Raw genomic sequence first — 23,750 nt, 5'->3', positions numbered from 1 at the left:
CGCAGCCAGTCTCAGCTTCCGTCCTTGGAGAGAAACCCATAATTGGGTGACCCTGTATCTTGTGAGATAGGCTGTCTGCAAATACTAAATATAGTATCAACAACTTCTTGATGCCAGCCAAATATTGCCCCGGTGGACCCGAAAAATCGCACAGAAATCCTCAGGGCGACCCCATGGTGAAATCCATGACTGCCGCCTTTCAGAACCGCCGATTTGGGGAGAGGAACCGGGACTTGAACAATCCGGTCCGCCGCCGTTGCAACGTGAAATCCATTAACCGTGAATCGTCCGGAGGCGTCAAGGGGTGGTTTGTGACGGAAGTTTGAGCCCTAGATGTTGTGTGGACCGGCTGTGGAAAACGGGGACATCGGTCAACGCCATGAAAATCAGGCACTTCCGGAGGTTGCCTGTGAGACTGACGCAACGGTCGGCACGCAATCGAAATTTTGACGGGTAAAAACCCGCATAAAAAGTGTCCCTTACAGCAGGCTCGGTTGCATCGGTGAAAGCGATATGGGGTGGGGCAGTGATTCGTTTTTTGGCGGGCCCGTAAGCACCGGCATTTGGTTCGCAGCCGACGTCGGCGCGGCCTCAGCACGCCTGAACATCAACGCCTTGCGACAGGCCCGAAACTCCAAGCGTGGTGGGGCTCTCGGGCGCGGATGCGCCCTAGGCGGGCCAGACGCGTCTGCGCGCGGTCTGGCCCTGCTGATCTCAATCGACGCGCTTTTGCAGCTCGCGTGCGCCGTTCGGCGCATTCACCTTGCCCTCGGTGATGAAGTAGGCAAACACGTCACGCGGCTCCTTCTTGGCCGTGCGATCAGGCGCACTTTTTTCAAGCCCACTCGGCTCGTCGCCCGCCGCAAACGCCTTGGCACGCTCGGCCCAGAGGTCGAGCTTGTCGGCAGCATAGCAAGTCTTGATGTCGTCGCTGCCCTTTTGCAGGCGCAGATAGACAAAATCGGCAGTGACATCGGCGATCATCGGATAGTCCGCATGCTCGGCGAGCACCACGGCGACGCCGTATTTCTCCAACAGGGAGACAAAATCCGGAGACTGAAAGGTCGGGTTGCGGACCTCGACCACATGGCGCAGCGGCAAGCCGTCCTGCTTATCCGGCAGAAGCTTCAAAAAGCCCTCGAAATCGTCGGGCTCGAACTTCTTCGTCGGCGCGAACTGCCAGAGGATGGGGCCGAGATGGGGCCCAAGCTCGGTCAGTCCCTGCGTCAGGAATCGCTCCATGGATTCACCGGCTTCCGAGAGAACCTTGCGGTTGGTGACGAAGCGGCTCGCCTTCAGGGAAAAGATGAAATCATCGGGCACTTCCGACGCCCACTTGGCGAAGGTCTCCGGCTTCTGCGACGAATAGTAGGTGCCGTTCACCTCGATTGCCCGCAACTGCTTGCCGGCATATTCGAGCTGCCGCTTCTTTGCCAGCGTGTCGGGATAGAAGGTGCCTTCCCAGGGCTCGAAGGTCCAGCCGCCGATACCAACGCGGATCTTTCCGGATTTTGCCATGCCATCCTCCTCAACAACGGCCATCGCTTGACCGCGTGCTTTTCAGTCTTTGATCGATTTCGTCATGTCCACGAGTGTCCACCCTGGACGATAGGGATTGGGTCGGCGACCCGTTTCTTGAAATCCATAGGCGCGATAGAGCGCGATGTTTCGCTCCATGCGTGAATTGGTGTAGAGCCGCACCTCCGGCAAGCCCCACTCGGCTGCTTTGGCATCCACGAAGCGCAGCAATTCGATGCCGAACCCCTGGCGCTGATAGGCCGGGGCAACCGCAAGGCTGAAGATCATAAGGTGATCGGCGTGCCGTTCGAAAACGGCAAGCGCCGAGACAACCTCATTTCGCTCCCGAAGCCAGACCTCGTCGCGAAGGATGCGAGGCGCGTAGTCCTCGGTGACCGGGAGCGGCGGCCCACCAAAGAGCGCCCGATAGGGCTCATAGGCCGCCTCCGTCACGCTTTGCACGGCGGCCAGATCTTCCAGACGAGCAGGCCGCATCATGCCGTGATCACTCCTAAAGCGCGCCGACCAGATCGGCAGAGTTACTCTGCTGCTTCGACCTTCTTCATCGGCCGGCGCTCCAGCAGCTCCTTCAGGAACTGGCCGGTATAGGACCGCTTTTCCTTGACCACGTCTTCCGGCGTGCCCTTGGCGATGACTTCGCCGCCGCCGTCGCCGCCTTCAGGGCCGAAGTCGATCACCCAGTCGGCCGTCTTGATGACTTCGAGATTGTGCTCGATGACGACGACCGAATTGCCCTGGTTGACGAGCTCATGCAGAACTTCAAGAAGCTTGGCGACATCGTGGAAATGCAAGCCGGTGGTCGGCTCGTCGAGAATGTAGAGCGTGCGACCGGTCGAGCGCTTCGACAGTTCCTTGGCGAGCTTGACGCGCTGAGCCTCACCGCCCGAGAGGGTGTTGGCCTGCTGGCCGACCTTGATATAGCCGAGGCCGACCTGGTTGAGCGTGACGAGCTTGTCGCGCACCGAGGGAACGGCGGCGAAAAAGTCGACGCCTTCCTCGACGGTCATGTCGAGCACGTCGGCGATCGACTTGCCCTTGAAATGCACGTCGAGCGTTTCGCGGTTGTAGCGCTTGCCGTGGCAGACGTCGCAGGTGACGTAGACATCCGGCAGGAAGTGCATCTCGATCTTGATGACGCCGTCGCCTTGGCAGGCCTCGCAGCGGCCGCCCTTGACATTGAAGGAGAAGCGGCCCGGCTGATATCCGCGTGCCTTGGCTTCCGGCAGGCCGGCGAACCAGTCACGGATCGGCGTGAAGGCGCCGGTATAGGTTGCCGGGTTCGAGCGCGGGGTACGACCGATCGGCGACTGGTCGATGTCGATCACCTTGTCGATATGCTCGAAGCCATCGATGCGGTCGTGCTCAGCCGGGTTTTCGCGCGCGCCCATGATGCGGCGGGCGGCGGCCTTGTAGAGCGTCTCGATCAGGAAGGTCGACTTGCCGCCGCCGGAGACACCGGTAACGGCGGTGAAGACGCCGAGCGGGATCGAGGCGGTGACGTTCTTCAGGTTGTTGGCGCGGGCGCCGACGACGGTGATTTCCTTTTTCTTCTTCGGCTTGCGGCGTTCGGAGGGAACGGCAACCGAAAGCTCGCCGGACAGATACTTTCCGGTCAGCGATTTCGGATTGGCCATGATGTCCGACGGCGACCCTTGCGCGATGACTTCGCCGCCATGGATGCCGGCAGCCGGGCCGATATCGACGACATAGTCGGACGTCAGGATCGCGTCTTCGTCATGTTCGACGACGATCACCGTGTTGCCGATGTCGCGCAGATGCCGAAGCGTGTCCAGCAGGCGGGCGTTGTCGCGCTGGTGCAAGCCGATCGACGGCTCGTCGAGCACGTAGAGAACGCCGGTGAGGCCGGAGCCGATCTGCGAGGCCAGCCGAATGCGCTGGCTTTCACCGCCTGAGAGCGTTCCGGAATTGCGCGACAGGCTCAGATATTCGAGACCGACGTCGTTGAGGAAGCGCAGTCGGTCACGGATCTCCTTCAGGATGCGGACGGCGATTTCGTTCTGCTTGGCATTCAGATGCTCCGGCAGGACCTCGAACCAGTCGCGTGCAACGCGGATCGACATTTCGGTCACCTGACCGATATGCAGCTTGTCGATCTTGACCGCCAGCGCCTCCGGCTTCAGGCGGAAACCGGCGCAAGCCGGGCAGGGCGCAGCCGACATGTAGCGCTCGATCTCCTCGCGCGCCCAGGCGCTGTCGGTTTCCTTCCAGCGGCGCTCGAGGTTGGGCACGATGCCCTCGAAGTTCTTGGTGGTGTTGTAGGAGCGGGCACCGTCCTCGTAATGGAAGACGATCTTCTCTTCCGTTCCGTGCAGGATCGCGGTCTGTGCCGCAGTCGACAGCTCGTTCCAGCGGCTGCCGAGTTTGAAGCCAAAGACCTTGCCGAGCGCTTCCAGCGTCTGGTTGTAGTATGGAGAGGAGGATTTCGCCCAGGGCGCAATTGCGCCGTCGCGCAGCGTCCGGTGCTCTTCCGGCACGATCAGCGCCGTGTCGATCTTCTGCTGGCTGCCGAGACCGTCGCAGGTCGGGCACGCGCCGAAGGGGTTGTTGAACGAGAACAGCCGCGGCTCGATCTCGGAAATGGTGAAGCCGGAAACCGGGCAGGCGAACTTTTCCGAAAACAGCACGCGCTCGTGGGTTTCGTTCAGCGACTTGTTGGCCGAGCCGCCGGCAGCGGTCTCTTCGGGTGGCAGCGGCTTGTCGGCGAATTCGGCGACTGCGAGGCCATCGGCGAGCGTCAGGCAGGTCTCAAGGCTGTCGGCAAGGCGCGAGGCGAGGTCGGGCCGCACGACCACGCGGTCGACCACGACGTCGATGTCATGCTTGTACTTCTTGTCGAGTGCGGGCACCTCGGCGATCTCGTAGAAGGTGCCGTCGACCTTGACGCGCTGAAAGCCCTTCTTCATCAGCTCGGCGAGTTCTTTCTTGTACTCGCCCTTGCGGCCGCGCACGAGCGGCGCAAGAATATAGAGGCGCGTGCCTTCGCCGAATTCGAGCACCCGGTCGACCATCTGGCTCACCGTCTGGCTTTCGATCGGCAGACCCGTCGCCGGCGAATAGGGCACGCCGACGCGCGCAAAGAGCAGGCGCATATAGTCGTAGATTTCGGTGACGGTACCGACCGTCGAGCGCGGATTGCGCGACGTCGTCTTCTGCTCGATCGAGATCGCCGGAGACAGGCCGTCGATCTGGTCGACGTCCGGCTTCTGCATCATTTCGAGGAACTGGCGCGCATAGGCCGAAAGGCTTTCGACATAGCGACGCTGGCCTTCGGCATAGATCGTATCGAAAGCAAGCGACGACTTGCCCGAGCCGGAAAGGCCGGTCATCACGATCAGCTTGTTGCGCGGCAGATCGAGGTCGATGCCTTTCAGATTGTGCTCGCGCGCACCACGAATGGAGATGGTCTTGAGTTCACTCATCGGAAGCCAGCTTTTGCATGTCGGTTGAAAGCCCCCTATGTAATGACGCTAACGCCCATGTCGAGGCGCAATCGGCAAAACAGGCGGCCAATTCGAGTCGGTTGACAGGATCATAGCCAAATACTAGAACAAATAAAGAACAAATCGCCCATAAAACGACCAAAACTGTTGTGGATTATGTGCGAGGCGGGGCGTATCGGCGGCATCAGGCCGCTAAGATGCGCGCTCTTGAAATTCCAAGCCGGGTCCATGGCCCGGTGAAACCACGGGAAAGCAACATGGCTGGAAGCGTCAACAAGGTGATCTTGATCGGAAATGTCGGGGCAGACCCGGAAATCCGGCGCACGCAGGACGGCCGGCCGATCGCCAACCTGCGCATTGCAACGTCGGAGACCTGGCGCGACCGCAACAGCGGTGAGCGCAAGGAAAAGACCGAATGGCACACGGTCGTGGTCTTCAACGAAGGCCTCTGCAAGGTTGTCGAGCAATATGTGAAGAAGGGCGCCAAGCTCTACATCGAGGGCGCGCTGCAGACCCGCAAGTGGCAGGACCAGAACGGCAACGACCGTTACTCGACCGAAGTCGTGCTGCAGGGCTTCAACTCGACGCTGACCATGCTTGACGGCCGCGGCGAAGGCGGCGGCTCCGGTGTCAGCCGCGGCGGCGGTGGAGCGGGTGACTTCGGCGGCGGCGGCAACTATGGGGGCGGCGGTTACGACGATTACGACCAGCCGCGCCAGTCCTCTGGCGGCGGTCGCTCGGGCGGTGGCCAGGGCGGTCAAGGCGGCCAGGGCGGCGGCTTCTCGCGCGACATGGACGACGATATCCCGTTCTGATCGCTAGCGGATCCTATTTACAGAAGAAAACGCCACGTCCCGAGGACGTGGCGTTTTTCGTTTCCGGTCTACTTCGACTGCATCGGGCGAAGGATGCGCCCAGCCATCCGACCTCAGGTCGTCATCGCGGATTTGACGCCGTCGACGACGAACTGCACCGCGAGTGCTGCCAGGATTACGCCGAGCAGTCGGGTGAGGATGGCGCGGCCGGTGACGCCGAGAAAGCGATCGACGCGTTCAGCGATGACCAGCGCCAGGAACAGGCTGAGCATCGACAGCGCGATGACGATCAGGAGCTGAGTGCGCTCGACAGCGGTCGGGAACGAGCCGGCAAGCAGGATCGTTGCCGAAATCGCGCCCGGCCCGGCAATGAGCGGCAGGGCCAGCGGGAAGACCGCGATGTTGTGAATGTGGTCCTTGACCGTCGCATTCTCGCCGGTCTTTTCCTTGCGCTCCTGGCGCTTCTCGAAAATCATCTCGAAGGCGATCCAGAAGAGCAGCAGGCCGCCGGCGATACGGAAGGCGCCGATCGAGATGCCGAGCAGGCCGAGGATGCTGTTTCCGAAGAGCGCAAAGGCCGCCAGGATGAAGAAGGCGATCAGCGAGCCACGGGTGGCCACCTGAAAGCGCTCCTGCCGGCTGAGGCCGACCGTGAGGCTCAGGAAGATCGGCGCGAGGCCAGGCGGATCGAGCGTGACGAGAAGCGTCGTCAGCGCATTGACCAGGAGGTCGACATTGAACATCCGTTTCCCCTTCCGGATTTTGCCCCGGGTTTTCCCGGTGGCATGTCTACATTGTTAGGCAAGCGGTCCGGGCATTGGGAAGGGGCAGACAAACAAAGTCTCAGCAATGACTTAATCAGCAATCGCTGCGAGCGTAGAGGCTGGAAATCCGCGGCGCAGCGGGCTTTGACGGACAGGGTCTTCCGATTTCCGGCGCGATGCCCTAGAAAAGCCTGCTCCGGCGGCAAAAGACTGTTCACAACTGCTGTGTGGCTCATCGATCCCGATCGGGATAACTGGGTGAATCGTACAGCGAATCAAGGCATTACAAGGACATCTTCACAGTCCGGGGGGCAAGTGGCGCCAAAGGCCGCAAATTGGCGCTTCCGATGGCAATCCGCTATAAATATCCGACTGATTCTGAACAAAGATCGTGATCACCATTGACTGAGCAAAGCACCCCCGGCGGCGGAAAAACTCCGCCAGGCATCGAGCCGATTTCCATCATCGAGGAAATGCAGCGGTCCTATCTCGATTACGCGATGAGCGTTATCGTCAGCCGCGCGCTTCCCGACGTGCGTGACGGTCTGAAACCCGTGCACCGCCGCATCCTCTACGGGATGAGCGAGCTCGGCATCGACTGGAACAAGAAATACGTCAAATGCGCCCGTGTGACCGGGGACGTGATGGGTAAGTACCACCCGCACGGCAACGCCGCGATCTACGACGCGCTGGCACGCATGGCGCAGGACTGGTCGCTCCGCCTGCCGCTGATCGACGGCCAGGGCAACTTCGGTTCGGTTGACGGCGACCCGCCGGCGGCCGAGCGCTACACCGAATGCCGCCTGCAGAAGGCCGCGCATTCGCTGCTCGACGATCTCGACAAGGAAACGGTCGACTTCCGCGACAACTATGACGGCACCCTGCAGGAGCCGGCGGTCGTTCCCGCGAAGTTCCCGAACCTGCTCGTCAACGGCGCCGGCGGTATTGCCGTCGGCATGGCGACGAACATTCCGCCGCACAACCTGGTCGAAGTCATCAACGGCTGCATGGCGCTGATCGACAATCCGGCGATCGAACTGCCGGAACTGATGGAAATCATCCCCGGCCCGGATTTCCCGACTGGCGCGCTGATCCTTGGCCGCTCGGGCATCCGCTCGGCCTATGAGACCGGCCGCGGCTCCGTCATCATGCGCGGCCGCGCCCATATCGAGCCGATGCGCGGCGACCGCGAGCAGATCATCATCACCGAGATCCCGTTCCAGGTGAACAAGGCGACGATGATCGAGAAGATGGCCGAGCTGGTACGCGAGAAGCGTATCGAAGGCATCTCGGACCTGCGTGACGAATCGGACCGCCAGGGCTACCGCGTCGTCATCGAACTGAAGCGCGATGCCAATGCCGATGTCATCCTGAACCAGCTTTACCGCTACACGCCGCTGCAGACCTCGTTTGGCTGCAACATGGTGGCGTTGAACGGCGGCAAGCCCGAGCACATGACGCTGCTCGACATGCTGCGCGCCTTTGTCTCGTTCCGCGAGGAGGTTGTTAGCCGGCGTACGAAGTACCTGCTGCGCAAGGCGCGCGACCGTGCCCATGTGCTCGTCGGTCTTGCCATCGCGGTTGCCAACATCGACGAAATCATCAAGCTCATCCGCCATGCGCCCGACCCGCAGACGGCGCGCGAGCAGTTGATGGAGCGCCGCTGGCCGGCCCATGACGTCGAGAGCCTCATCCGCCTCATCGACGACCCGCGCCACCGCATCAACGAGGACGGCACCTACAACCTCTCGGAAGAGCAGGCCCGCGCCATCCTCGACCTGCGCCTGCAGCGCCTGACAGCGCTCGGCCGCGACGAAATCGGCGACGAACTCAACAAGATCGGCGAGGAAATCAAGGATTACCTCGACATCCTGTCGTCGCGCCTGCGTATCATGAGCATCGTCAAGGACGAACTCGTCGCCATCCGCGACGAGTTCGGCACCCCGCGCCGGTCCGAGATCATGGAAGGCGGCCCCGACATGGACGATGAGGATCTCATCGCCCGTGAAGACATGGTCGTGACCGTCTCGCATCTCGGCTACATCAAGCGCGTGCCGCTGACGACCTACCGCGCGCAGCGCCGTGGCGGCAAGGGCCGTTCGGGCATGGCGACCCGGGACGAGGATTTCGTTACCCGGCTATTCGTTGCCAATACCCATACGCCGGTTCTGTTCTTCTCCTCGCGTGGCATCGTCTACAAGGAGAAGGTCTGGCGCCTGCCGATCGGCACGCCGCAATCGCGCGGCAAGGCTCTGATCAACATGCTGCCGCTGGAACCCGGCGAACGCATCACCACGATCATGCCGCTGCCCGAGGATGAGGCAACCTGGGAAAACCTCGACGTCATGTTCTCGACGACCCGCGGCACGGTTCGCCGCAACAAGCTGTCGGACTTCGTCCAGGTCAACCGCAACGGCAAGATCGCGATGAAGCTCGAGGAAGAGGGCGACGAGATTCTCTCCGTCGACACCTGTACTGAGCATGACGACGTCATGCTGACGACAGCGCTCGGCCAGTGCATCCGCTTCCCGGTCGACGACGTGCGCGTCTTTGCCGGCCGCAATTCGATCGGCGTTCGTGGCATCAATCTCGGCGACGGCGACCGCATCATCTCGATGGCGATCCTTGGCCATGTCGAGGCCGAACCGTGGGAGCGTGCCGCCTATCTCAAGCGCGCTGCGGCGGAACGTCGGGCGACGAACGGCGACGAGGAAGAAATCGCTCTGGTCGGCGAGGAAGTCGCTGACGGCGGAGAACTGTCGAACGAACGCTTCGAGGAACTGAAGGCACGCGAACAGTTCGTGCTGACGGTCTCGGAGAAGGGCTTCGGCAAGCGCTCGTCGTCCTACGATTTCCGGACTTCGGGCCGTGGCGGCAAGGGCATCCGCGCCACCGACACCTCGAAGACGACGGAAATTGGCGTGCTCGTCGCGGCCTTCCCGATCGAAGACAACGACCAGATCATGCTTGTATCCGACGGCGGCCAATTGATCCGCGTGCCGATCAATGGCGTCCGGCTTGCGAGCCGCGCGACCAAGGGCGTTACCATCTTCTCGACCGCCAAGGACGAGAAGGTCGTTTCGGTCGAGCGCATCAGCGAACCGGAAAGCGACGAAGAGGAAGGCGAAGAGGCGGCCGTCGAGAACGGCGCAGCGGAAACGCCAGCCGAATCCGAGGATTAAGCGCTCGACTTGAAGTGCCAAGGAAACTGAAAGCCCGCCATTTGGCGGGCTTTTTCGTGCGTAGGACTAGTATTGAGCAGCAGCGGGAAGTGTCTGAAAGTCAGATCTCGGTATTCTCGTCTGCAAGCGCAGTGCCACGAATATAGGCCCGCAGTCCCGCGGCAAGTGCGTCGAACGTGACGCGACAGCGGGGAGCCGTCTTCAGGTTCTCATGCATCACCAGCCAGGTATCGAGCTTCATCTCGAACAAGCCGGGCAGCACTGGGAGGAGGTCGGGATCGCGTGCCGCAAGTCCGCTCTGGCAGATGCCTATGCCGAAGCCGGCGCGGATTGCGGCCAATTGGGCAAGATTGCTGTCGGCCCTCAGCGCAAAGCGTGTGGCCGGCAGTTCGGGCGAGCGGGCGATGATCGCCCGGATCGCCGCAGTCTCTCGGTCGTAACCGATCAGGCTGTGATTGCTAAGGTCTGCCAGTGTCTGCGGCATGCCGCGTCGCTCGATGTAGCGGCGATGGGCGTGAAAGCCTAAGGGAACCGCGCCGAGATGTCGGGCGATCAGCGCATCCTGTGCGGGCGCCACCATGCGCACCGCGATATCGGCCTCCTGGCGCAAGAGGTCCTCGACCGTGTCCGAGGCGGAAAGCTCGATCGTCAATGCAGGATTGGCAGCGTGCAGTTCTGAGAGGATCGGCGGCAGGACCTCGATGCCGATGACTTCGCTGGCGCTGATGCGCACAGTGCCGCTGACCGTATCGCGCTGGCCCGACGCGGCGCGCAAGAGCGCAGCCGATGTCGCGGCGAGCGTCTCGGCATAGGGCTTGAGTGCCAGCGCGGCGTCGGTCGGCAACAGACCGTGCGGGGAGCGCACGAACAGCGGATAGCCGAGTGTCGCCTCCATGGCGTCCACGTGCCGGCCAACAGTCGGTTGCGTCAGGCCAAGCTCGCGGGCGGCGGCTGACAACGATCCCTCCTTAAGCACGGCGAGGAACGTTCGGTAGAAATCCCAGCTCAAATCCATCTTGCTCATGGATTTCAGTATAGCCGCGCAAGATTTTTCGGCAATTCCGTTTAGCTCGTGAATGCGTGATCCTGCCTTCATCGAAACGGATGGAGTGTGACATGACCGAGATGCAGCAGAGAACAAGACGTGCGCTGGTGCTCGGCGCGACGGGCGGTATCGGCAGCGCCGTCGCCCGTGGGCTCCGCAGACGCGGCTGGCTGGTGTGTGCCTTGAACCGAAACGCCGCGACGGCGGCGCAGGCCGAGCCGGCGTTCGAATGGCGGCACGGCGATGCCATGAACGCGGGCGACGTTCGCACTGCTGCCGAAGGGGTGGATCTGATCGTGCACGCGGTCAATCCGCCGGGTTACCGCAATTGGGGCACCTTGGTGCTGCCGATGCTGGACAATACGATCGCCGCCGCCAAGGCCACCGGTGCACGCATCCTCTTACCGGGAACGATCTACAATTTCGGTCGCGACGCCTTTCCCGTCCTGACGGAGGACGCGCCGCAGAACCCGGATACCGACAAGGGTCTGATCCGCAGGGAGATGGAGCGCCGTCTGAAGGACTCCTCGGAGGCAGGTGTCGGCGTCATCATCGTGAGGGCAGGCGACTTCTTCGGTCCCGGTGCGGCCAACAACTGGTTTTCGCAAGGGCTGGTAAAGCCGGGCAGAGCGTTGGGCGCGATTTCCTACCCGGGCCGCGAGGGGATCGGCCACCAATGGGCCTATCTGCCCGATGTCGCCGAAACCATGATCCGCCTCGTCGAGCGCGCCGAGGACCTGCCGCCTTTCGCCGTTTACCACATGCGCGGCTTCCTCGACCGCAATGGAACCGAGATGATCGCGGCGATCCGCCGGGTTGTCGGCAAGCCGGCGCTTCCCGTCCGGGCCTTCCCGTGGTGGCTGATCGACTTGGCTTCGCCCTTTGTTCCGCTCTTCAGGGAGTTGCGCAAGATGCGCTATCTCTGGCGCGAACCGTTGAGAATGCCGAACGAGCGGCTGCTTGCCGTGCTCGGCGAAGAGCCGCACACGCCGATCGACGAGGCGGTTGCAACGACGCTCGTCGGACTTGGCTGCCTGAATGCCCCGCGGGCGCTTCCGCAAGGGATTGCCGCAGGCTAGCGCGCGCGCATGTCCAGGATCGCTTTCGGACAGGCCTCGATAGCTGTCAGTTCCGGAAGACGAGGCAAGCGCCTCCGCTCTTGCGGATGGTGGCGCAAAGCTTGTTCGCGTCCGCCTGGGTCTCGCGGCCGATGCGTGCAGCGTAGCGGATTCGCAGGCCGAAGCTGGCATTGCGCTCGCGCAGGAGAAGCGCCTTCTCGCTGCGGATCGGCTCCGGCAGGCGCTTGACGGCGCTGACGAACAGTCGCTGCGCCACTGATTTCTGGAAATGCGCGGCAAGCTGTACGCCCCAGGGCGCCCATTCGGCTTCGTCGATCACCTCGATGTCGCGGAGGTTGCGGGTGCTGGCGAGCGCCACGCAGCCGTCGATGAAGCTCTTGTTCTTGTCGAGCGTCAGGTCGAGGATCTTCGGCGGATTGTCGCGCCAGTCCTCGACGCTGTAGGCGGTGATCGCGAGCACGTAGTTGCGCGTTTCCGCCGGCAGCCAATCGACCTCGAGAAAACGCTCCAGCCCGTTCTCGCCGGCATTATAGGCGGCAGCCGCATAGCCGAGATTGCCGTAGCGCGACTTCAGTTCGTTCAGATACTCTGCCGACTTGCCGAGCGCCTCGACGACATCGAAGCTATTGTTGAGCCCTCGCATCTTCGCCGTTCCCGGCATGAATTGCGCGATGCCTTCGGCACCCTTGGGGCTGACGGCATTGGGCCGGAACAGGCTTTCGCGCCAGATGAGCCGGGCGAAGAAGGCCGCGGGCAGGTCGTTGACCGTCGCATAGTGGTCGATCACGCCGCAGATATCGCGGGCGAAGTTTTCCTTGCTGATGCAGAGCGACTTGGCGGGGTCGGTGGCCGACGGGCCGGAATAGACGCATTTGGGCTGTGCGGCGAGGTCGTCGATACGAGCCTCTGCCTCGGTCACGTTTAACGCCGGAATGCTGACAGCCAGCGCCAGTGCCGCTCTCGCGACACGTGCCCAGGCGCTCCATCTGACCTTCCGCCGAAGACCCACGTCAAAACATTTCCAGAAACAGTCCTTGAAGGTTCATAGCATCTCCCGCCGCCTCGACAAACGGCCATTGTCGAGGCGCCGCCGCGGGTTAGCGCGGCGAGCCCGTCGGAAGCACCAGTTGCATAAATGTGAGATCGAGCCAGCGGCCGAACTTCGTGCCGACCTCACGCAGCCGGCCGGTATCCTCGAAACCCAGTTGGGCATGAAGGCGGATCGAGGCTGCGTTCTCCGATTCGATGCCGGCGATCATCACATGTTTGCCAAGCCGTTCGGCCTCGGCGATCAACGCGACCATGAGTTTCCGGCCGATGCCGCCACCGCGCCGATCCTTGTGAACATAGACGGAGTGCTCGACCGTATGGCGATAGCCATCGAAGGCGCGCCAATCGCCGAAGGACGCATAGCCGATGACATTGCCTTGCTCGCAGACCGCCACCAGCACAGGATAACCCACGTCCGTGCGCGCCTTCAGCCAGGCCACGCGATTGGCGACATCGACCAGGGTCTCGTTCCAGATCGCCGTCGTGTTTGCCACGGCGTCGTTGTAGATCTCGCAGATGACTGGCATATCGTCTTGGATGGCCGCCCGGATCAGCATGCTTGCTCCTCGCATTCGTTCACTATATGACTACGATATGAATACTAAAGTAGACAGTCTGGATCAACGGCTCAGTGAACGAATTCGTCTGGAAAGAGAGGCGCGCGGCTGGTCGCTGAGCGAGCTTTCGGAGCGATCGGGCGTCTCGCGCGCGATGATCCACAAGGTAGAGCGGGGCGATAGTAGCCCGACGGCCACGCTGCTGGCAAAGCTCGCCGGCGCGTTCGGGCTCACCATGTCCACTCTGATCGCGCGTGCGGAGATGAGCCAGGGCAGGCTGTCGCGGCGCCAGGATCAGGCGGTGTGGCGCGATCCGCAGACCGGATATCTTCGGCGCCATGTCTCGCCGATGTCGGACCTACCGCTCGAGCTTGTCGAGGTTGAACTTCCGGCCGGCGCCGAGGTGCCGATCCCGGCATCCGCCTATGCGCTCCATCGCCGGTGGATATGGGTGACTGCGGGGCGCCTGACCTTCGTGGAAGGGTTGGAGACCCATACGCTCGGCATCGGGGATTGCCTGGAGCTCGGCCCGCCGCAGGATTGCGTCTTCCGCAATGTCGGCGGAGAGACCTGTATCTACGCCGTCGTCCTGTTGCGGACGGGTTGAGCCTAGCTGCCGAGCTCGGCGATTGCGATCCGCGCCATCGTAAGGTCATTCTCGACGCCGAAATCGTCATTGTCTTCCAGGAACCAGGCTGCGGAAAGCCCGGCATAGGCAAGCACCCAGTTGAGAATGCGCTGCGGGTGAAGCCCGGTCTCCTTCGCGACGATCGGCAGATGCCGCTGCAACCGGCCCGGAGCGGTGACCAGGGGCAGTTCTGGATTGCAGAACAGGTTGGCGTAGTCGTAGCCGCGATCGCCGAGGACGCGTTTCGGATCGATCGCCAGCCAGCCGCGGTCGCCAAAATCGAGGATGTTGGCGTGGTGGACGTCGGCATGCAGCACGACCGGCGGTTCGGGATCTGCAAACAGGCTTTTCGCCGCCTCGAGCGCGCGGGCAAAGAGACCGCCTTGAGCGGGAGCAGCCGTCTCCAGGGAAGCGAACCATTTGTCGAGTGGCACGAGATCGCCGGGAACCTGTGTCGAGCGCGGCGCATGGAGCTCGGCGACGGTGCGGCAGATGATGCGCGTCACTTCCTCGTCGCTTCCGGTCATCGCCATGTGGAAGAGGTTGCGCTGGCTGTCCGTGCGCTCCATCAGCACCGCGTCGCCATCGGCTTCATAGACCTTTGCAGCGCCATGCCCGTTCCAGTAGAGCAGGGGCAGGCGGCCATACTTCTCTTCCGGGTCCTCGGCGACCTTGAGCATCGCCTGCTGGCCGCGATAGCGGACGGGGTAAAGACGGCTGGAGGGGGTTACGATGACGTCGCCGTCAGGATGCAATGACCATTTTTCTGAATATAGCGAAAACATAAGCTCTTCATTCCCAAAGACAAATGCCCCGCCGAAGAGGCGGAGCATTGCCATGTGGGAGTGTCAGGCGACCTGTTCAAGGGCTGGATAGTCGGTATAGCCCTTGGCGCCACCGCCGTAGAAGGTTGCCTGATCCGGCGCGTTGAGCGGCGCATCGCGCTTCAACCGTTCGACGAGATCCGGGTTGGCGATGAACGGCTTGCCGAAAGCGACAAGGTCGGCTTCGCCGTCCTTGACCGTCTTTACCGCGAGTGCCCTGTCATAGCCATTATTGGTCATCCAGGCAGCCTTGCCGCCGGCAGCGACATAGGTCGAACGCAGGGCGTCGTAGTCGAATGGCTGGTCGCCCTGCTGGTGGTCGCGCGGGCCGCCGGTCGCGCCTTCGATGATGTGGACATAGGCGAGGGGGTAGCGAGCGAGGTTCTTGACCACATGGCCGAACACCTCCTGCGGTTGCGGATCAAAGGCATCGTTGGCGGGAGTGACGGGCGAAAGGCGGATACCGACCCGGCCGGCGCCGATTTCATTCGTCACGACATCCATGACCTCGAACAAAAAGCGGGCGCGGTTTTCGATCGAACCGCCGTAGGTATCCGTGCGGTGGTTCGAACCCGAACGCAGGAACTGGTCAATGAGATAGCCGTTGGCCGCATGGATCTCGATGCCATCGAAGCCGGCGTCGATCGCGGCGCGCGCAGCCTTGCGATAGTCCTCGACGATCGCTTCGATCTCGGTGGTCTCCAGTGCATGCGGCTCGGAGGTTTCGGCAAAGGAGCCAGTACCGTCCGAATTGACCAGATAGGTCTTCGACTTGGCGCGAACGGCCGACGGCGCAACAGGCTTGCCGCCACCCGGCTGCAGAGAATCATGCGAAATGCGACCGACATGCCACATCTGGACGACGATCCGGCCGCCCTTGGCGTGCACCGCGTCCGTCACCTTGCGCCAGCCTTCAAGCGCTTCCGGCGTATAGAGGCCCGGAACGTCGGCATAGCCCTGGCCCTGCTGGGTGATCGCCGTTCCCTCCGAGATCAGCAGGCCTGCCGTCGCGCGCTGCTCGTAGTAGGTCACATTCAGGGTGTTCGGAACGGCGCCCGGGGATCGGTTGCGGGTGAGCGGCGCCATCACGATTCGGTTTTTCAGCGCGATGTCACCAATGGTGATGGGGTCGAAAAGCGAGGCCATGGGAGGTCCTTTCAGGGGGGCTGCTTGGGAGAAGGTGGTTGATTCAGAGATCGCCGATGCTCTCGAGGAAGGCGGCGATCGTCTCTTCATCGCGGCGGTAGAAGATCCATTGGCCAACCTTGCGGGTTGTCACGAGGCCGGCGCGCTGAAGCACAGCGAGATGCGAGGAAACGGTCGACTGCGACAGGCCGCAGCGTTCGAACTGGCCGGCACATACGCCGAGATCGAGCGGATGCTCCTGGGTCGGAAAATGGCGCTGCGGCTCCTTCAGCCAGGCGAGGATGTTCACCCGGACGGGATGGGCAAGCGCCTTGAGGATTTCGTCTCGGTCCATGGTATATCGCCATATCGTGTTTTAACGATAAATGTATCGCTAAAACACGATATTAAAATCACAAGACCGTGAGGGTGCTGCAGGCAAAAAAAGAGGGCCTCAAGAAAACTTGGGCCCTTGTAGTTGTGAAGGTAATAAGAACCTCCAGAGGGGAACAGCTAATGCGGTGGCGGGGAGGAGAAGCCACCAAGAATGCATTAGCTGCATTTTAATATGGGAAGCGAAGTATCGGCTTTCAATAGCCGGCTGTGATTTTCGTCACGTTTCGCCTGTATCTAACAGTAGACAAAAAAAGAGGGCCACAAGATGACTTGGGCCCTTATAAGTTGTGAAGGTAATTAAACCTCCAGAGGGGAACAGCTGCTGCGGTGGCACTGGGAGGAGAAGCCACCAAAGATGCATCAGCTGAGTTTGGTATGCTGCTTTTTTGGGCGCGCAACAATCATTTTCTGTGCATGACAGCCATGTCATGCGCGCATCCCTGCCTATTTCTGCGGCGAACAATAAAAATGCGCCGCACAATAGAGACGGCGCATCCGTAATATCGATGTAAAAACAGATGGTTGGCGGCCCCTTGGGGAAATGCTCGGAGAATGAGCATTCGTCGAAGCGTCTTAAAAGTTCCAGTTGCGGGCCTTGGCGACGATGTAGTCGCGGAAGACCTTGAGCTTCGCGGCGTTCTTCATCTCGTCCGGATAGCAGAAATAGGTATCGAAGGACGGGATGTCGGCACTGATCGGCAGCTGGATGAGGCCAGGATCGCGGCCGACGATATAGTCGGGCAGCATGGCGACGCCGATGCCGAGCAGGCAGGCGCGCTTGATCGAGGTCTGGCTGTTGATCTGCAGGTGCGACACGCGTGGATTGTCGGAATCGCGGCCGGCGATCTCGAGCCAGTTCACGTCGAGCAGATAGTTCGGCGCCGGCTCGCCGAAGGTGATGATGCGGTGGTTGTCGAGATCCTCGACTGACTGCGGCTCGCCATACTTGTTGATGTAGGACGGAGCTGCATAGACGTGCATGTGCACGGTGAAGAGCTTGCGCTGGATGAGGTCCGACTGCTGCGGCTGACGCAGGCGGATGGCACAATCCGCGTGGCGCATGTTCACGTCCAGCTCCTCATTGTCGAGGATGAGCTGAACCTGCACGTCCGGGTGCAGCGACATGAACTCCTGGATCTTGTCGGTGAGCCAGCCCTGGCCGAGTCCGACCGTTGTGGTGATGCGCAGCTTGCCGCTCGGCTTGTCCGTGGTTTCGCTCAGTTGGACCTTGACACTCTCGAGCTTCATCAGCACTTCATGCGCGGTGCGATAGAGGATCTCGCCCTGTTCGGTGAGGATCAGGCCGCGCGCATGGCGGTGGAACAGCTTGATGCCGACATCCTGCTCCAGCGAACTCACCTGCCGGCTGATCGCGGACTGCGAAAGATGAAGCTTGTCTGCCGCATGGGTGAACGACCCAGCCTCGGCCGCCGCGTGAAAAATGCGCAGTTTGTCCCAGTCCAGCGACATGTAGTCCCCCATAAGAAACCACTCCGGAAGACGGGGTCCTGTCTTCCGGGCGTGGCTGATGCATCTGTTCCCACACGGGCGAGGTGCCTCAGCGGCACCACCCCGATTCGCAGCTTCTATTCGGCTGCAATTGCGACGGGCATATGACCCGCCAGGTATTTCTCGGCCTCAAGCGCTGCCATGCAGCCCATGCCGGCCGCCGTAACCGCTTGACGGTAAATGTCGTCCGTCACGTCGCCTGCGGCAAAAACGCCGGGCACGTCGGTCGCCGTCGAATCGGCCGCGGTCCAAAGATAGCCGTTGGACTTCTGCCGAAGCTTGCCTTTGAAAAGTTCGACTGCCGGCGCGTGGCCGATCGCGACGAACACGCCGTCGGTGACCATGTCGGAGGTTTCGCCGGTCTTGGTGTTGCGCAGCTTCACGCCGTTGACGGAAGCGGGCATCGGCGGCTTGGCCGGCGCACCCAGGTATTCCGTGACCTCGTGATCCCAGATCACCTTGACGTTCGGCTTGGCGAACAGGCGCTCTTGCAGGATCTTCTCGGCGCGGAAGCTATCACGGCGGTGAACGACAGTGACCGTCTTGGCGAGGTTCGAGAGATAGAGCGCTTCCTCAACGGCCGAGTTGCCGCCGCCGACGACGATCACGTCTTTGTTGCGATAGAAGAAGCCGTCACAGGTGGCGCAGGCCGAGACGCCGAAGCCCATGAAGGTCGGTTCGGTCTCGATGCCGAGCCACTTGGCCTTGGCGCCGGTTGCGATGATCAGCGCGTCCGCCGTCCAGTCGTTACCGCTGTCGGTCTTGATGCGGAACGGGCGCACCGACAGGTCGACATCGGTCACGAGATCGTTGACGATCTCAGCGCCGACATGGGTCGCCTGCTTCAGCATCTGTTCCATCATCCACGGGCCTTGGACCGGATCGGCATAGCCCGGGTAGTTTTCGACGTCAGTCGTGATCATCAATTGGCCGCCCTGTTCCATACCGGCGATCAGTACGGGCTCGAGCATGGCGCGCGCCGTATAGATGGCGGCGGTATAGCCAGCCGGGCCGGAGCCGATGATCAGCACTTTCACGTGACGGGCAGTCATAATCTTGTCCTTCGCTCATCGGAGAGGATTGCCTCCACATCCGATTCCATTGCGTCAATGGGAAATCGTCCCATACTTTAGGTATTCCCCACCATGACTTTCAAGAGCGCGCAGCCTGATACACACAAGTGCTTGAGCCTCAAGCCCGCTTTTGCCACCAGATGACGCGCTTAGGGCACAGGCGTCGGCCCGGCATCGATCCGCGCCTCGCGTCGACAATGGAGCGCTCTTCGCGTCGCTCCTGAAGATGTCCACCTCTATTTGCGCACCTACCGGCATCGCCAACGCCATTTTCCCGCGAATAGTCGGCCGGGCTGCTTGTTGTCCAGCGGGTTTGACGATATTTCACGCGGATTCACTTTGCTGGAGAAGCATATGGGGTTGAATGCCGGCCGTGCATGGTTGCACTGCGAAAGCGCTGCGCTCGGCCACGCACCGACTCGAGACGACCTTGCCCTTGACGAGCGCGCCTTGCTGAAAATCTCGACCGAGATGATCGCGGCAGCGCCGGGATAGGCAGACATCAGTCGACGTCGCCCGCCATCGGGGCAACCTCACCATCGGCAGACACAAGTTTTCGACTTTGCCTCGCGCTCAAAGTCACCACGAAAAGGACGAACGTTCATGACGAAACAAGTCGAGCTCGACGCTATCGATCTCAAGATCCTTCGCGAGCTCCAGCGTGATGGCCGGATGACCAATGTCGATCTTGCGCAAAGGGTCGGCATCTCCGCGCCGCCCTGCCTCCGGCGCGTGCGCAAGCTCGAAGAGACCGGCGTCATCAAGGGCTATCACGCGCTGCTGAACGCACCGGCGCTCGGCTTCGATCTCGTCGCTTTCTGCATGGTCGGCCTGAAGCGTCAGTCGGAGGCCGACCTCAAGGCGTTCTCGGCCGCTACCGCGGAATGGCAGATCGTCCGGCAGGCCTGGACGGTTTCCGGCGAAAGCGACTTCCTGCTGCATTGTGTCGCCGAAAACCTCACGACTTTCCAGGATTTCGTCATCGAAGTGCTGACGGCCAATGAACGGGTCGACACGGTGCGCACGATGCTGACCATTCGCCAGGTCAAGGATATCGGCCTCGTCCAGATCTAAGGCCCGCCCATGAACAAGCTTCCGCTGTCCGCCTTCATCATCTGCCAGAACGAAGAAGCCTATCTCGGCAACTGCATCGAGAGCCTCGAGCAGTGCTCAGAAATCGTCATCGTCGATTCCGGCTCGACCGACGGAACGGCAGCACTCGTACAGTCCTACATCGACAAGGGTTGGCCGATCCGTTTCCTGCATGAGCCGTGGCGGGGCTATGCCGGCCAGAAGCAGTTCGCGCTCGACCAATGCACGCAGCCCTGGTGCTTCAACATCGATTCCGATGAACGCCTGGACGAACCGCTGAAGGCACTGCTGCCCTCGCTGCTCGATGCGCCGCCGGAGACGGTCGGCTGGCGCGTCGCGCGCAGGCCCTACCTCATCGGCTACGGCTACACGCCGGAGCGGGCGCACGAGCGGCGAAACCTGCGGCTGATCCGCCAGGGCAGGGGACGATACGATCTCAATCAGAAAGTCCACGAGGGGATCGTGCCGGATGGCGCGGTCGGCGCCGCTGCCAAGGGCAGCCTGCTGCACTATCGGCCGCTGATCATCGACGAGCAGATCCTCAAGGAAAACAAGTATTCGACGCTCAAGGCCGATCAGCAGTTCGCCGCCGGTAAGTCGGCGCGCCCTTACAAAATGCTGTTCAGCCCGCCACTCTATTTCCTTAGGCTCTATTTCCGCAACGGTCTGTGGCGCTGCGGTTTTCCAGGCTTCATTGAGGCGATGACGGGAGCGGTGTACGCTTTCCTGACCGCCGCCAAGATCTATCAGAGGCACGCGCTCAAGCGGCACCCGAACCATGACGACATGGATCGGCGCGCCAGCAAGCGGTGAGGTTTTCATGAAAGTCATGCATTTTCACTTCGGCAAGGATGGCGGCGCTGAGCGTTTCTTCGTCCACCTGGTCAACGCGCTCGCCGAGCGTGGCGTCGAGCAGACCTCGGTCATCCGCCATGGTCGTATCTGGAAGAAGGACATCGAGGGTGCGACGCGCATCATCGAAAGCAACTTCCGCAACCTGTCGCTCGACCGGATCCTCCTGCCGATGAAGGTCAGCAGCATGGCACGCCGCGAAAAGCCGGATGCGCTGTTTGCCTGGATGCCGCGCGCCAGCCGCCTGATGCCCAACTACAAGGGCTGCATCAAGATCTCGCGTCTCGGCGACTATCCGCTGCGGCTCGACTATTTCCGCAACACCGATTGCCTCGTCTGCAACACGCCGGGCATTGCCGAGCATGTGCGCAAGATCGGCTGGAAGCGCGACGTCGAAGTCATCTCCAACTTCACCGGAACCGAGCGGGTCGCGCCCATCAGCCGCGCCACGCTCGACACGCCTGAGAACGTGCCTGTGGTCATGTCGATGGGGCGCTTCGTTCCGCGCAAGGGCTTCCACACGCTGATCCAGGCGATCGCCAAGGTGCCGGACGCCTATCTGTGGCTCGTCGGCGATGGCGAAGAACGTGCAAATTTGGAGAAACTGGCCGCCGACCTCGGCGTGGCAAAGCGCGTGCGTTTCGCCGGCTGGCAGAAGGACACACGGCCTTTCCTTGCCGCTTCCGACATCTTCGTGATGGCGTCGAGCCACGAGCCGCTCGGCAACGTAATCCTCGAATCCTGGGCGCAAGGGACACCGGTTGTTTCCAGCCGTTCGGAAGGGCCGCAATGGTTCATGCGCGACGGCGAAAACGGCTTGATGGTCGATATCGGTGACGCCGACGGCTTTGCCCAGGCAATCGACCGCATCGCGGGCGATACGTCGCTCGGTGAACGGCTTGCCGAACGTGGGCACGAGACCCTGATGAACCAGTTCTCGAAGCAGGCGATTACCGACGCCTATCTGAAGCTCTTCGCTTCCAAGCGGTGAGACGTATTCAATGTGGCGGCTGCCGCGTAAGCGGCAACGCCAGTCAGGAGCGCATCAGGCGTTCATAGACCGCGTTGATCGCGCGGGCCTCGCCCTCGATCGCAAAGGATGCGCGGGTCAGCCCCAGACCGTTGGCGCCAGCCAAGGTCCGGCGATGATCATCGTCCATGAAGCCAGCCGTTGCCTCGACCATGGCCTGCAGATCGTTGGCGGCGATCACGGCGCCGGTTTCCTGCTCTCCGACGACGACCAGTTCCGAAAACGCGCCGACGTCGGTTGCGATAACGGGCACGCCTGTCGCCATCGCTTCGAGCGGCGTCAGCCCGAAACCTTCCCAGCGCTGCGGCGCGATGAAGAGATCGAGCCCACGATACCAGTCCGGAATGTTGGTGTGTTCGCCAACGAAACGGATGCGGTCGGTGAGCCCGGCCTTTGCGACCCGCTCTTTCAATTCGTTCTCGAAGGCGACGTGCGGGCCGGTGGCGCGACCGGCGACGATGGCACTCCAGCCGGGCCGGCACGGCAGAAGCGCAATCATGCTGTCGACGAAGAGATCCGTGCCCTTCTGCTTACGCACCCGCCCGAAGCAGCCGACATATTTTTGGTTGGGGTCGAGCCCGAGCGCAGCTTTGGCTGCCGCTGTGTCGGCCGGCGGCTGGAAGCGCTTGGTATCTATGCCGTGCAGGATCACCGTGTTCGGCACCTGCAGATAGGCGGCGGTCTTGCCGCTGGTCGCGATTACCGCGTCCATGCGCGAAATCAGAAACTTGCTCCAGCCGGTGTGGCGGCGCTGCGATGCGGAGGTGAAGACGATCCTCAGCTTCATGCCGAGCAGGTCGCGCAGCACGATCGCCGGCAGCATTTCGACATTGCGGCGCGCATGCCAGACCCGGCAGGGCCGTCCGTCCGGTGCGCTCCACAGGCGCAATAGATCGCGGAAGCGGATCGAGGGCAGGGTGTCAGGCAAACCCGGGCCAAGCACGGCGATCTTTTCGCCGAGCGCGCGCTGGATCGGAATTAACTGGATGATGGTGGACGTCACGCCCGAGAGGCGGCGCTTGAAATTGGGAGCGATGACCTCGACGTTCCGGATATCGGCCACGAAAGCGCACTCCTTGCGCGAGCAACGATCGTCTTTTGAAAAGGAGAAACGGGGCGAAGGCCGGCTTCGCCCCTTGGCTAGGGCTGATCAGCCCCAGTTGACGGCGAGAATTTCGTAGGCCTTGGAACCGCCAGGCGCGTTCACTTCGATGGAATCGCCGACTTCCTTGCCGATGAGCGCGCGCGCGATCGGCGACGAGATCGAAATGCGGCCAGCCTTCACGTCGGCTTCCTGGTCGCCAACGATCTGGTAGGTCTTTTCTTCTTCAGTGTCTTCGTCGACGAGTTTGACCTTGGCGCCGAACTTGATCTTGGAGCCGGACATCTTCGAGAGATCAATGACTTCCGCGCGGGCGATCAAGTCTTCGAGCTCGGTGATCCGGCCCTCGTTGTGGCTCTGCGCTTCCTTGGCAGCGTGGTACTCGGCATTTTCCGACAGGTCGCCATGTGCACGGGCTTCGGCAATCGCCTCGATGATTCGCGGTCGTTCTTCCTGCTGGCGCCAGCGCAGCTCCTCCTGCAGGTTGACGAATCCGCCCTGTGTCATCGGCACTTTTTCGACCATTTCAATGTCCTTCATCAAGCACGAGGCGCCGCCCTTAGGGCGGCGCCAACGCAAAAGAAAACGGTCTCCGGCGCGTAAACGCCGGAACCGTCCGAAACTTCG

21 protein-coding genes are annotated in these 23,750 nt (G+C 61.8%); 7 read left to right on the top strand and 14 right to left on the bottom strand.

All coding sequences use genetic code 11. The features are described from left to right. Nucleotides 1-714 precede the first annotated feature (714 nt). From OVA00_RS29790 to uvrA, 3 genes are read right to left on the bottom strand one after another with little or no spacing between them, the layout of a single operon-like run. Entirely contained in the window at nucleotides 715-1,518 is an 804-nt protein-coding gene (locus OVA00_RS29790) for a DUF72 domain-containing protein (RefSeq protein WP_034791394.1), read from the bottom strand. 42 nt (nucleotides 1,519-1,560) lie between these two features. After that, a complete protein-coding gene (locus OVA00_RS29785; RefSeq protein ID WP_112975428.1) occupies nucleotides 1,561-2,013 on the bottom strand; it encodes a GNAT family N-acetyltransferase in 453 nt (150 codons plus the stop codon). A gap of 44 nt (nucleotides 2,014-2,057) precedes the next feature. Further along, complete coding sequence (gene uvrA / locus OVA00_RS29780; protein WP_089045909.1) at nucleotides 2,058-4,979, bottom strand: excinuclease ABC subunit UvrA; 2,922 nt, start codon at nucleotides 4,977-4,979, stop codon at nucleotides 2,058-2,060. A 278-nt stretch (nucleotides 4,980-5,257) separates the two neighbouring features. Between uvrA and OVA00_RS29775 the strand changes: the two genes are divergently transcribed. After that, entirely contained in the window at nucleotides 5,258-5,815 is a 558-nt protein-coding gene (locus OVA00_RS29775; protein ID WP_089045910.1) for a single-stranded DNA-binding protein, read from the top strand. 113 nt (nucleotides 5,816-5,928) lie between these two features. Here the strand turns inward: OVA00_RS29775 and OVA00_RS29770 are convergent, their stop codons facing one another. After that, the gene (locus OVA00_RS29770; RefSeq protein ID WP_034791266.1) at nucleotides 5,929-6,558 is read right to left on the bottom strand and encodes a MarC family protein; all 630 of its coding nucleotides are present in this window, start codon (nucleotides 6,556-6,558) and stop codon (nucleotides 5,929-5,931) included. Between the two features lie 422 nt (nucleotides 6,559-6,980). Here OVA00_RS29770 and gyrA point away from each other — a divergent pair, with 422 nt between their 5' ends. Further along, on the top strand, nucleotides 6,981-9,761 hold the full coding sequence (gene gyrA, locus OVA00_RS29765) for a DNA gyrase subunit A (protein ID WP_034791267.1): 2,781 nt from the start codon (nucleotides 6,981-6,983) through the stop codon (nucleotides 9,759-9,761). Nucleotides 9,762-9,861: 100 nt separating this feature from the next. Here gyrA and OVA00_RS29760 read toward each other — a convergent pair whose 3' ends face one another. Beyond that, entirely contained in the window at nucleotides 9,862-10,776 is a 915-nt protein-coding gene (locus OVA00_RS29760; protein WP_375292942.1) for a LysR family transcriptional regulator, read from the bottom strand. Nucleotides 10,777-10,877: 101 nt separating this feature from the next. Here OVA00_RS29760 and OVA00_RS29755 point away from each other — a divergent pair, with 101 nt between their 5' ends. Beyond that, nucleotides 10,878-11,885: an NAD-dependent epimerase/dehydratase family protein gene (locus tag OVA00_RS29755; RefSeq protein WP_113188680.1), complete on the top strand. Its 1,008-nt coding sequence runs from the start codon at nucleotides 10,878-10,880 to the stop codon at nucleotides 11,883-11,885. A 46-nt stretch (nucleotides 11,886-11,931) separates the two neighbouring features. Here OVA00_RS29755 and OVA00_RS29750 read toward each other — a convergent pair whose 3' ends face one another. Together OVA00_RS29750 and OVA00_RS29745 are read right to left on the bottom strand one after the other, a co-directional pair. Next, a complete protein-coding gene (locus OVA00_RS29750; RefSeq protein ID WP_162741265.1) occupies nucleotides 11,932-12,894 on the bottom strand; it encodes a lytic transglycosylase domain-containing protein in 963 nt (320 codons plus the stop codon). Between the two features lie 88 nt (nucleotides 12,895-12,982). Next, nucleotides 12,983-13,492 (bottom strand): GNAT family N-acetyltransferase, encoded by a 510-nt coding sequence (locus tag OVA00_RS29745; RefSeq protein ID WP_113188681.1) that lies wholly within the window; start codon nucleotides 13,490-13,492, stop codon nucleotides 12,983-12,985. Nucleotides 13,493-13,529: 37 nt separating this feature from the next. On the opposite strand from OVA00_RS29745, the gene OVA00_RS29740 reads away from it, so the two are divergent. Continuing rightward, the gene (locus OVA00_RS29740; RefSeq protein ID WP_112771675.1) at nucleotides 13,530-14,099 is read left to right on the top strand and encodes a helix-turn-helix domain-containing protein; all 570 of its coding nucleotides are present in this window, start codon (nucleotides 13,530-13,532) and stop codon (nucleotides 14,097-14,099) included. A gap of 2 nt (nucleotides 14,100-14,101) precedes the next feature. Here OVA00_RS29740 and OVA00_RS29735 read toward each other — a convergent pair whose 3' ends face one another. The 5 genes from OVA00_RS29735 to trxB all read right to left on the bottom strand — a co-directional run bounded on the left by OVA00_RS29735 (nucleotide 14,102) and on the right by trxB (nucleotide 19,026). After that, complete coding sequence (locus OVA00_RS29735; RefSeq protein ID WP_268090172.1) at nucleotides 14,102-14,905, bottom strand: aminoglycoside phosphotransferase family protein; 804 nt, start codon at nucleotides 14,903-14,905, stop codon at nucleotides 14,102-14,104. Nucleotides 14,906-14,968: 63 nt separating this feature from the next. Next, nucleotides 14,969-16,090 (bottom strand): alkene reductase, encoded by a 1,122-nt coding sequence (locus OVA00_RS29730; protein ID WP_090295514.1) that lies wholly within the window; start codon nucleotides 16,088-16,090, stop codon nucleotides 14,969-14,971. Nucleotides 16,091-16,133: 43 nt separating this feature from the next. Then, entirely contained in the window at nucleotides 16,134-16,424 is a 291-nt protein-coding gene (locus OVA00_RS29725) for an ArsR/SmtB family transcription factor (protein WP_034791288.1), read from the bottom strand. Between the two features lie 614 nt (nucleotides 16,425-17,038). Continuing rightward, a complete protein-coding gene (locus tag OVA00_RS29720) occupies nucleotides 17,039-17,935 on the bottom strand; it encodes a LysR family transcriptional regulator VtlR (RefSeq protein ID WP_034791460.1) in 897 nt (298 codons plus the stop codon). A 116-nt stretch (nucleotides 17,936-18,051) separates the two neighbouring features. Then, entirely contained in the window at nucleotides 18,052-19,026 is a 975-nt protein-coding gene (gene trxB / locus OVA00_RS29715) for a thioredoxin-disulfide reductase (RefSeq protein ID WP_034791290.1), read from the bottom strand. Nucleotides 19,027-19,650: 624 nt separating this feature from the next. Between trxB and OVA00_RS29710 the strand changes: the two genes are divergently transcribed. Genes OVA00_RS29710 through OVA00_RS29700 form a run of 3 tightly spaced genes read left to right on the top strand, consistent with a single transcriptional unit; the run spans nucleotide 19,651 to nucleotide 21,982 of the window. Continuing rightward, a complete protein-coding gene (locus OVA00_RS29710; RefSeq protein WP_034791292.1) occupies nucleotides 19,651-20,121 on the top strand; it encodes an Lrp/AsnC family transcriptional regulator in 471 nt (156 codons plus the stop codon). A gap of 9 nt (nucleotides 20,122-20,130) precedes the next feature. Beyond that, the gene (locus OVA00_RS29705; protein WP_034791294.1) at nucleotides 20,131-20,952 is read left to right on the top strand and encodes a glycosyltransferase family 2 protein; all 822 of its coding nucleotides are present in this window, start codon (nucleotides 20,131-20,133) and stop codon (nucleotides 20,950-20,952) included. Between the two features lie 7 nt (nucleotides 20,953-20,959). Then, the gene (locus OVA00_RS29700; protein ID WP_060517419.1) at nucleotides 20,960-21,982 is read left to right on the top strand and encodes a glycosyltransferase; all 1,023 of its coding nucleotides are present in this window, start codon (nucleotides 20,960-20,962) and stop codon (nucleotides 21,980-21,982) included. Between the two features lie 43 nt (nucleotides 21,983-22,025). Here the strand turns inward: OVA00_RS29700 and OVA00_RS29695 are convergent, their stop codons facing one another. Together OVA00_RS29695 and greA are read right to left on the bottom strand one after the other, a co-directional pair. Beyond that, complete coding sequence (locus OVA00_RS29695; protein ID WP_268090169.1) at nucleotides 22,026-23,084, bottom strand: glycosyltransferase family 4 protein; 1,059 nt, start codon at nucleotides 23,082-23,084, stop codon at nucleotides 22,026-22,028. 87 nt (nucleotides 23,085-23,171) lie between these two features. Beyond that, nucleotides 23,172-23,648, bottom strand: a complete 477-nt coding sequence (greA, locus tag OVA00_RS29690) for a transcription elongation factor GreA (protein WP_034791305.1) — start codon at nucleotides 23,646-23,648, stop codon at nucleotides 23,172-23,174. Nucleotides 23,649-23,750: the final 102 nt, after the last annotated feature.

The sequence above is a fragment of the Ensifer sp. SL37 genome (assembly GCF_026672675.1).
GTDB lineage: Bacteria > Pseudomonadota > Alphaproteobacteria > Rhizobiales > Rhizobiaceae > Ensifer > Ensifer adhaerens.
Note: the sequence above shows the minus strand (reverse complement) of the source record. Positions and strands in the feature narration are given on the sequence as shown.

Bases quoted from the DNA above. Each gene is read 5' to 3' on its own strand.
- OVA00_RS29790 (WP_034791394.1), bottom strand. From the start codon at position 1,518: ATGGCAAAATCCGGAAAGATCCGCGTTGGTATCGGCGGCTGGACCTTC.
- OVA00_RS29785 (WP_112975428.1), bottom strand. From the start codon at position 2,013: ATGCGGCCTGCTCGTCTGGAAGATCTGGCCGCCGTGCAAAGCGTGACG.
- uvrA (WP_089045909.1), bottom strand. From the start codon at position 4,979: ATGAGTGAACTCAAGACCATCTCCATTCGTGGTGCGCGCGAGCACAAT.
- OVA00_RS29775 (WP_089045910.1), top strand. From the start codon at position 5,258: ATGGCTGGAAGCGTCAACAAGGTGATCTTGATCGGAAATGTCGGGGCA.
- OVA00_RS29770 (WP_034791266.1), bottom strand. From the start codon at position 6,558: ATGTTCAATGTCGACCTCCTGGTCAATGCGCTGACGACGCTTCTCGTC.
- OVA00_RS29760 (WP_375292942.1), bottom strand. From the start codon at position 10,776: ATGGATTTGAGCTGGGATTTCTACCGAACGTTCCTCGCCGTGCTTAAG.
- OVA00_RS29755 (WP_113188680.1), top strand. From the start codon at position 10,878: ATGACCGAGATGCAGCAGAGAACAAGACGTGCGCTGGTGCTCGGCGCG.
- OVA00_RS29745 (WP_113188681.1), bottom strand. From the start codon at position 13,492: ATGCTGATCCGGGCGGCCATCCAAGACGATATGCCAGTCATCTGCGAG.
- OVA00_RS29740 (WP_112771675.1), top strand. From the start codon at position 13,530: ATGAATACTAAAGTAGACAGTCTGGATCAACGGCTCAGTGAACGAATT.
- OVA00_RS29735 (WP_268090172.1), bottom strand. From the start codon at position 14,905: ATGTTTTCGCTATATTCAGAAAAATGGTCATTGCATCCTGACGGCGAC.
- OVA00_RS29730 (WP_090295514.1), bottom strand. From the start codon at position 16,090: ATGGCCTCGCTTTTCGACCCCATCACCATTGGTGACATCGCGCTGAAA.
- OVA00_RS29725 (WP_034791288.1), bottom strand. From the start codon at position 16,424: ATGGACCGAGACGAAATCCTCAAGGCGCTTGCCCATCCCGTCCGGGTG.
- OVA00_RS29720 (WP_034791460.1), bottom strand. From the start codon at position 17,935: ATGTCGCTGGACTGGGACAAACTGCGCATTTTTCACGCGGCGGCCGAG.
- trxB (WP_034791290.1), bottom strand. From the start codon at position 19,026: ATGACTGCCCGTCACGTGAAAGTGCTGATCATCGGCTCCGGCCCGGCT.
- OVA00_RS29710 (WP_034791292.1), top strand. From the start codon at position 19,651: ATGACGAAACAAGTCGAGCTCGACGCTATCGATCTCAAGATCCTTCGC.
- OVA00_RS29705 (WP_034791294.1), top strand. From the start codon at position 20,131: ATGAACAAGCTTCCGCTGTCCGCCTTCATCATCTGCCAGAACGAAGAA.
- OVA00_RS29700 (WP_060517419.1), top strand. From the start codon at position 20,960: ATGAAAGTCATGCATTTTCACTTCGGCAAGGATGGCGGCGCTGAGCGT.
- greA (WP_034791305.1), bottom strand. From the start codon at position 23,648: ATGGTCGAAAAAGTGCCGATGACACAGGGCGGATTCGTCAACCTGCAG.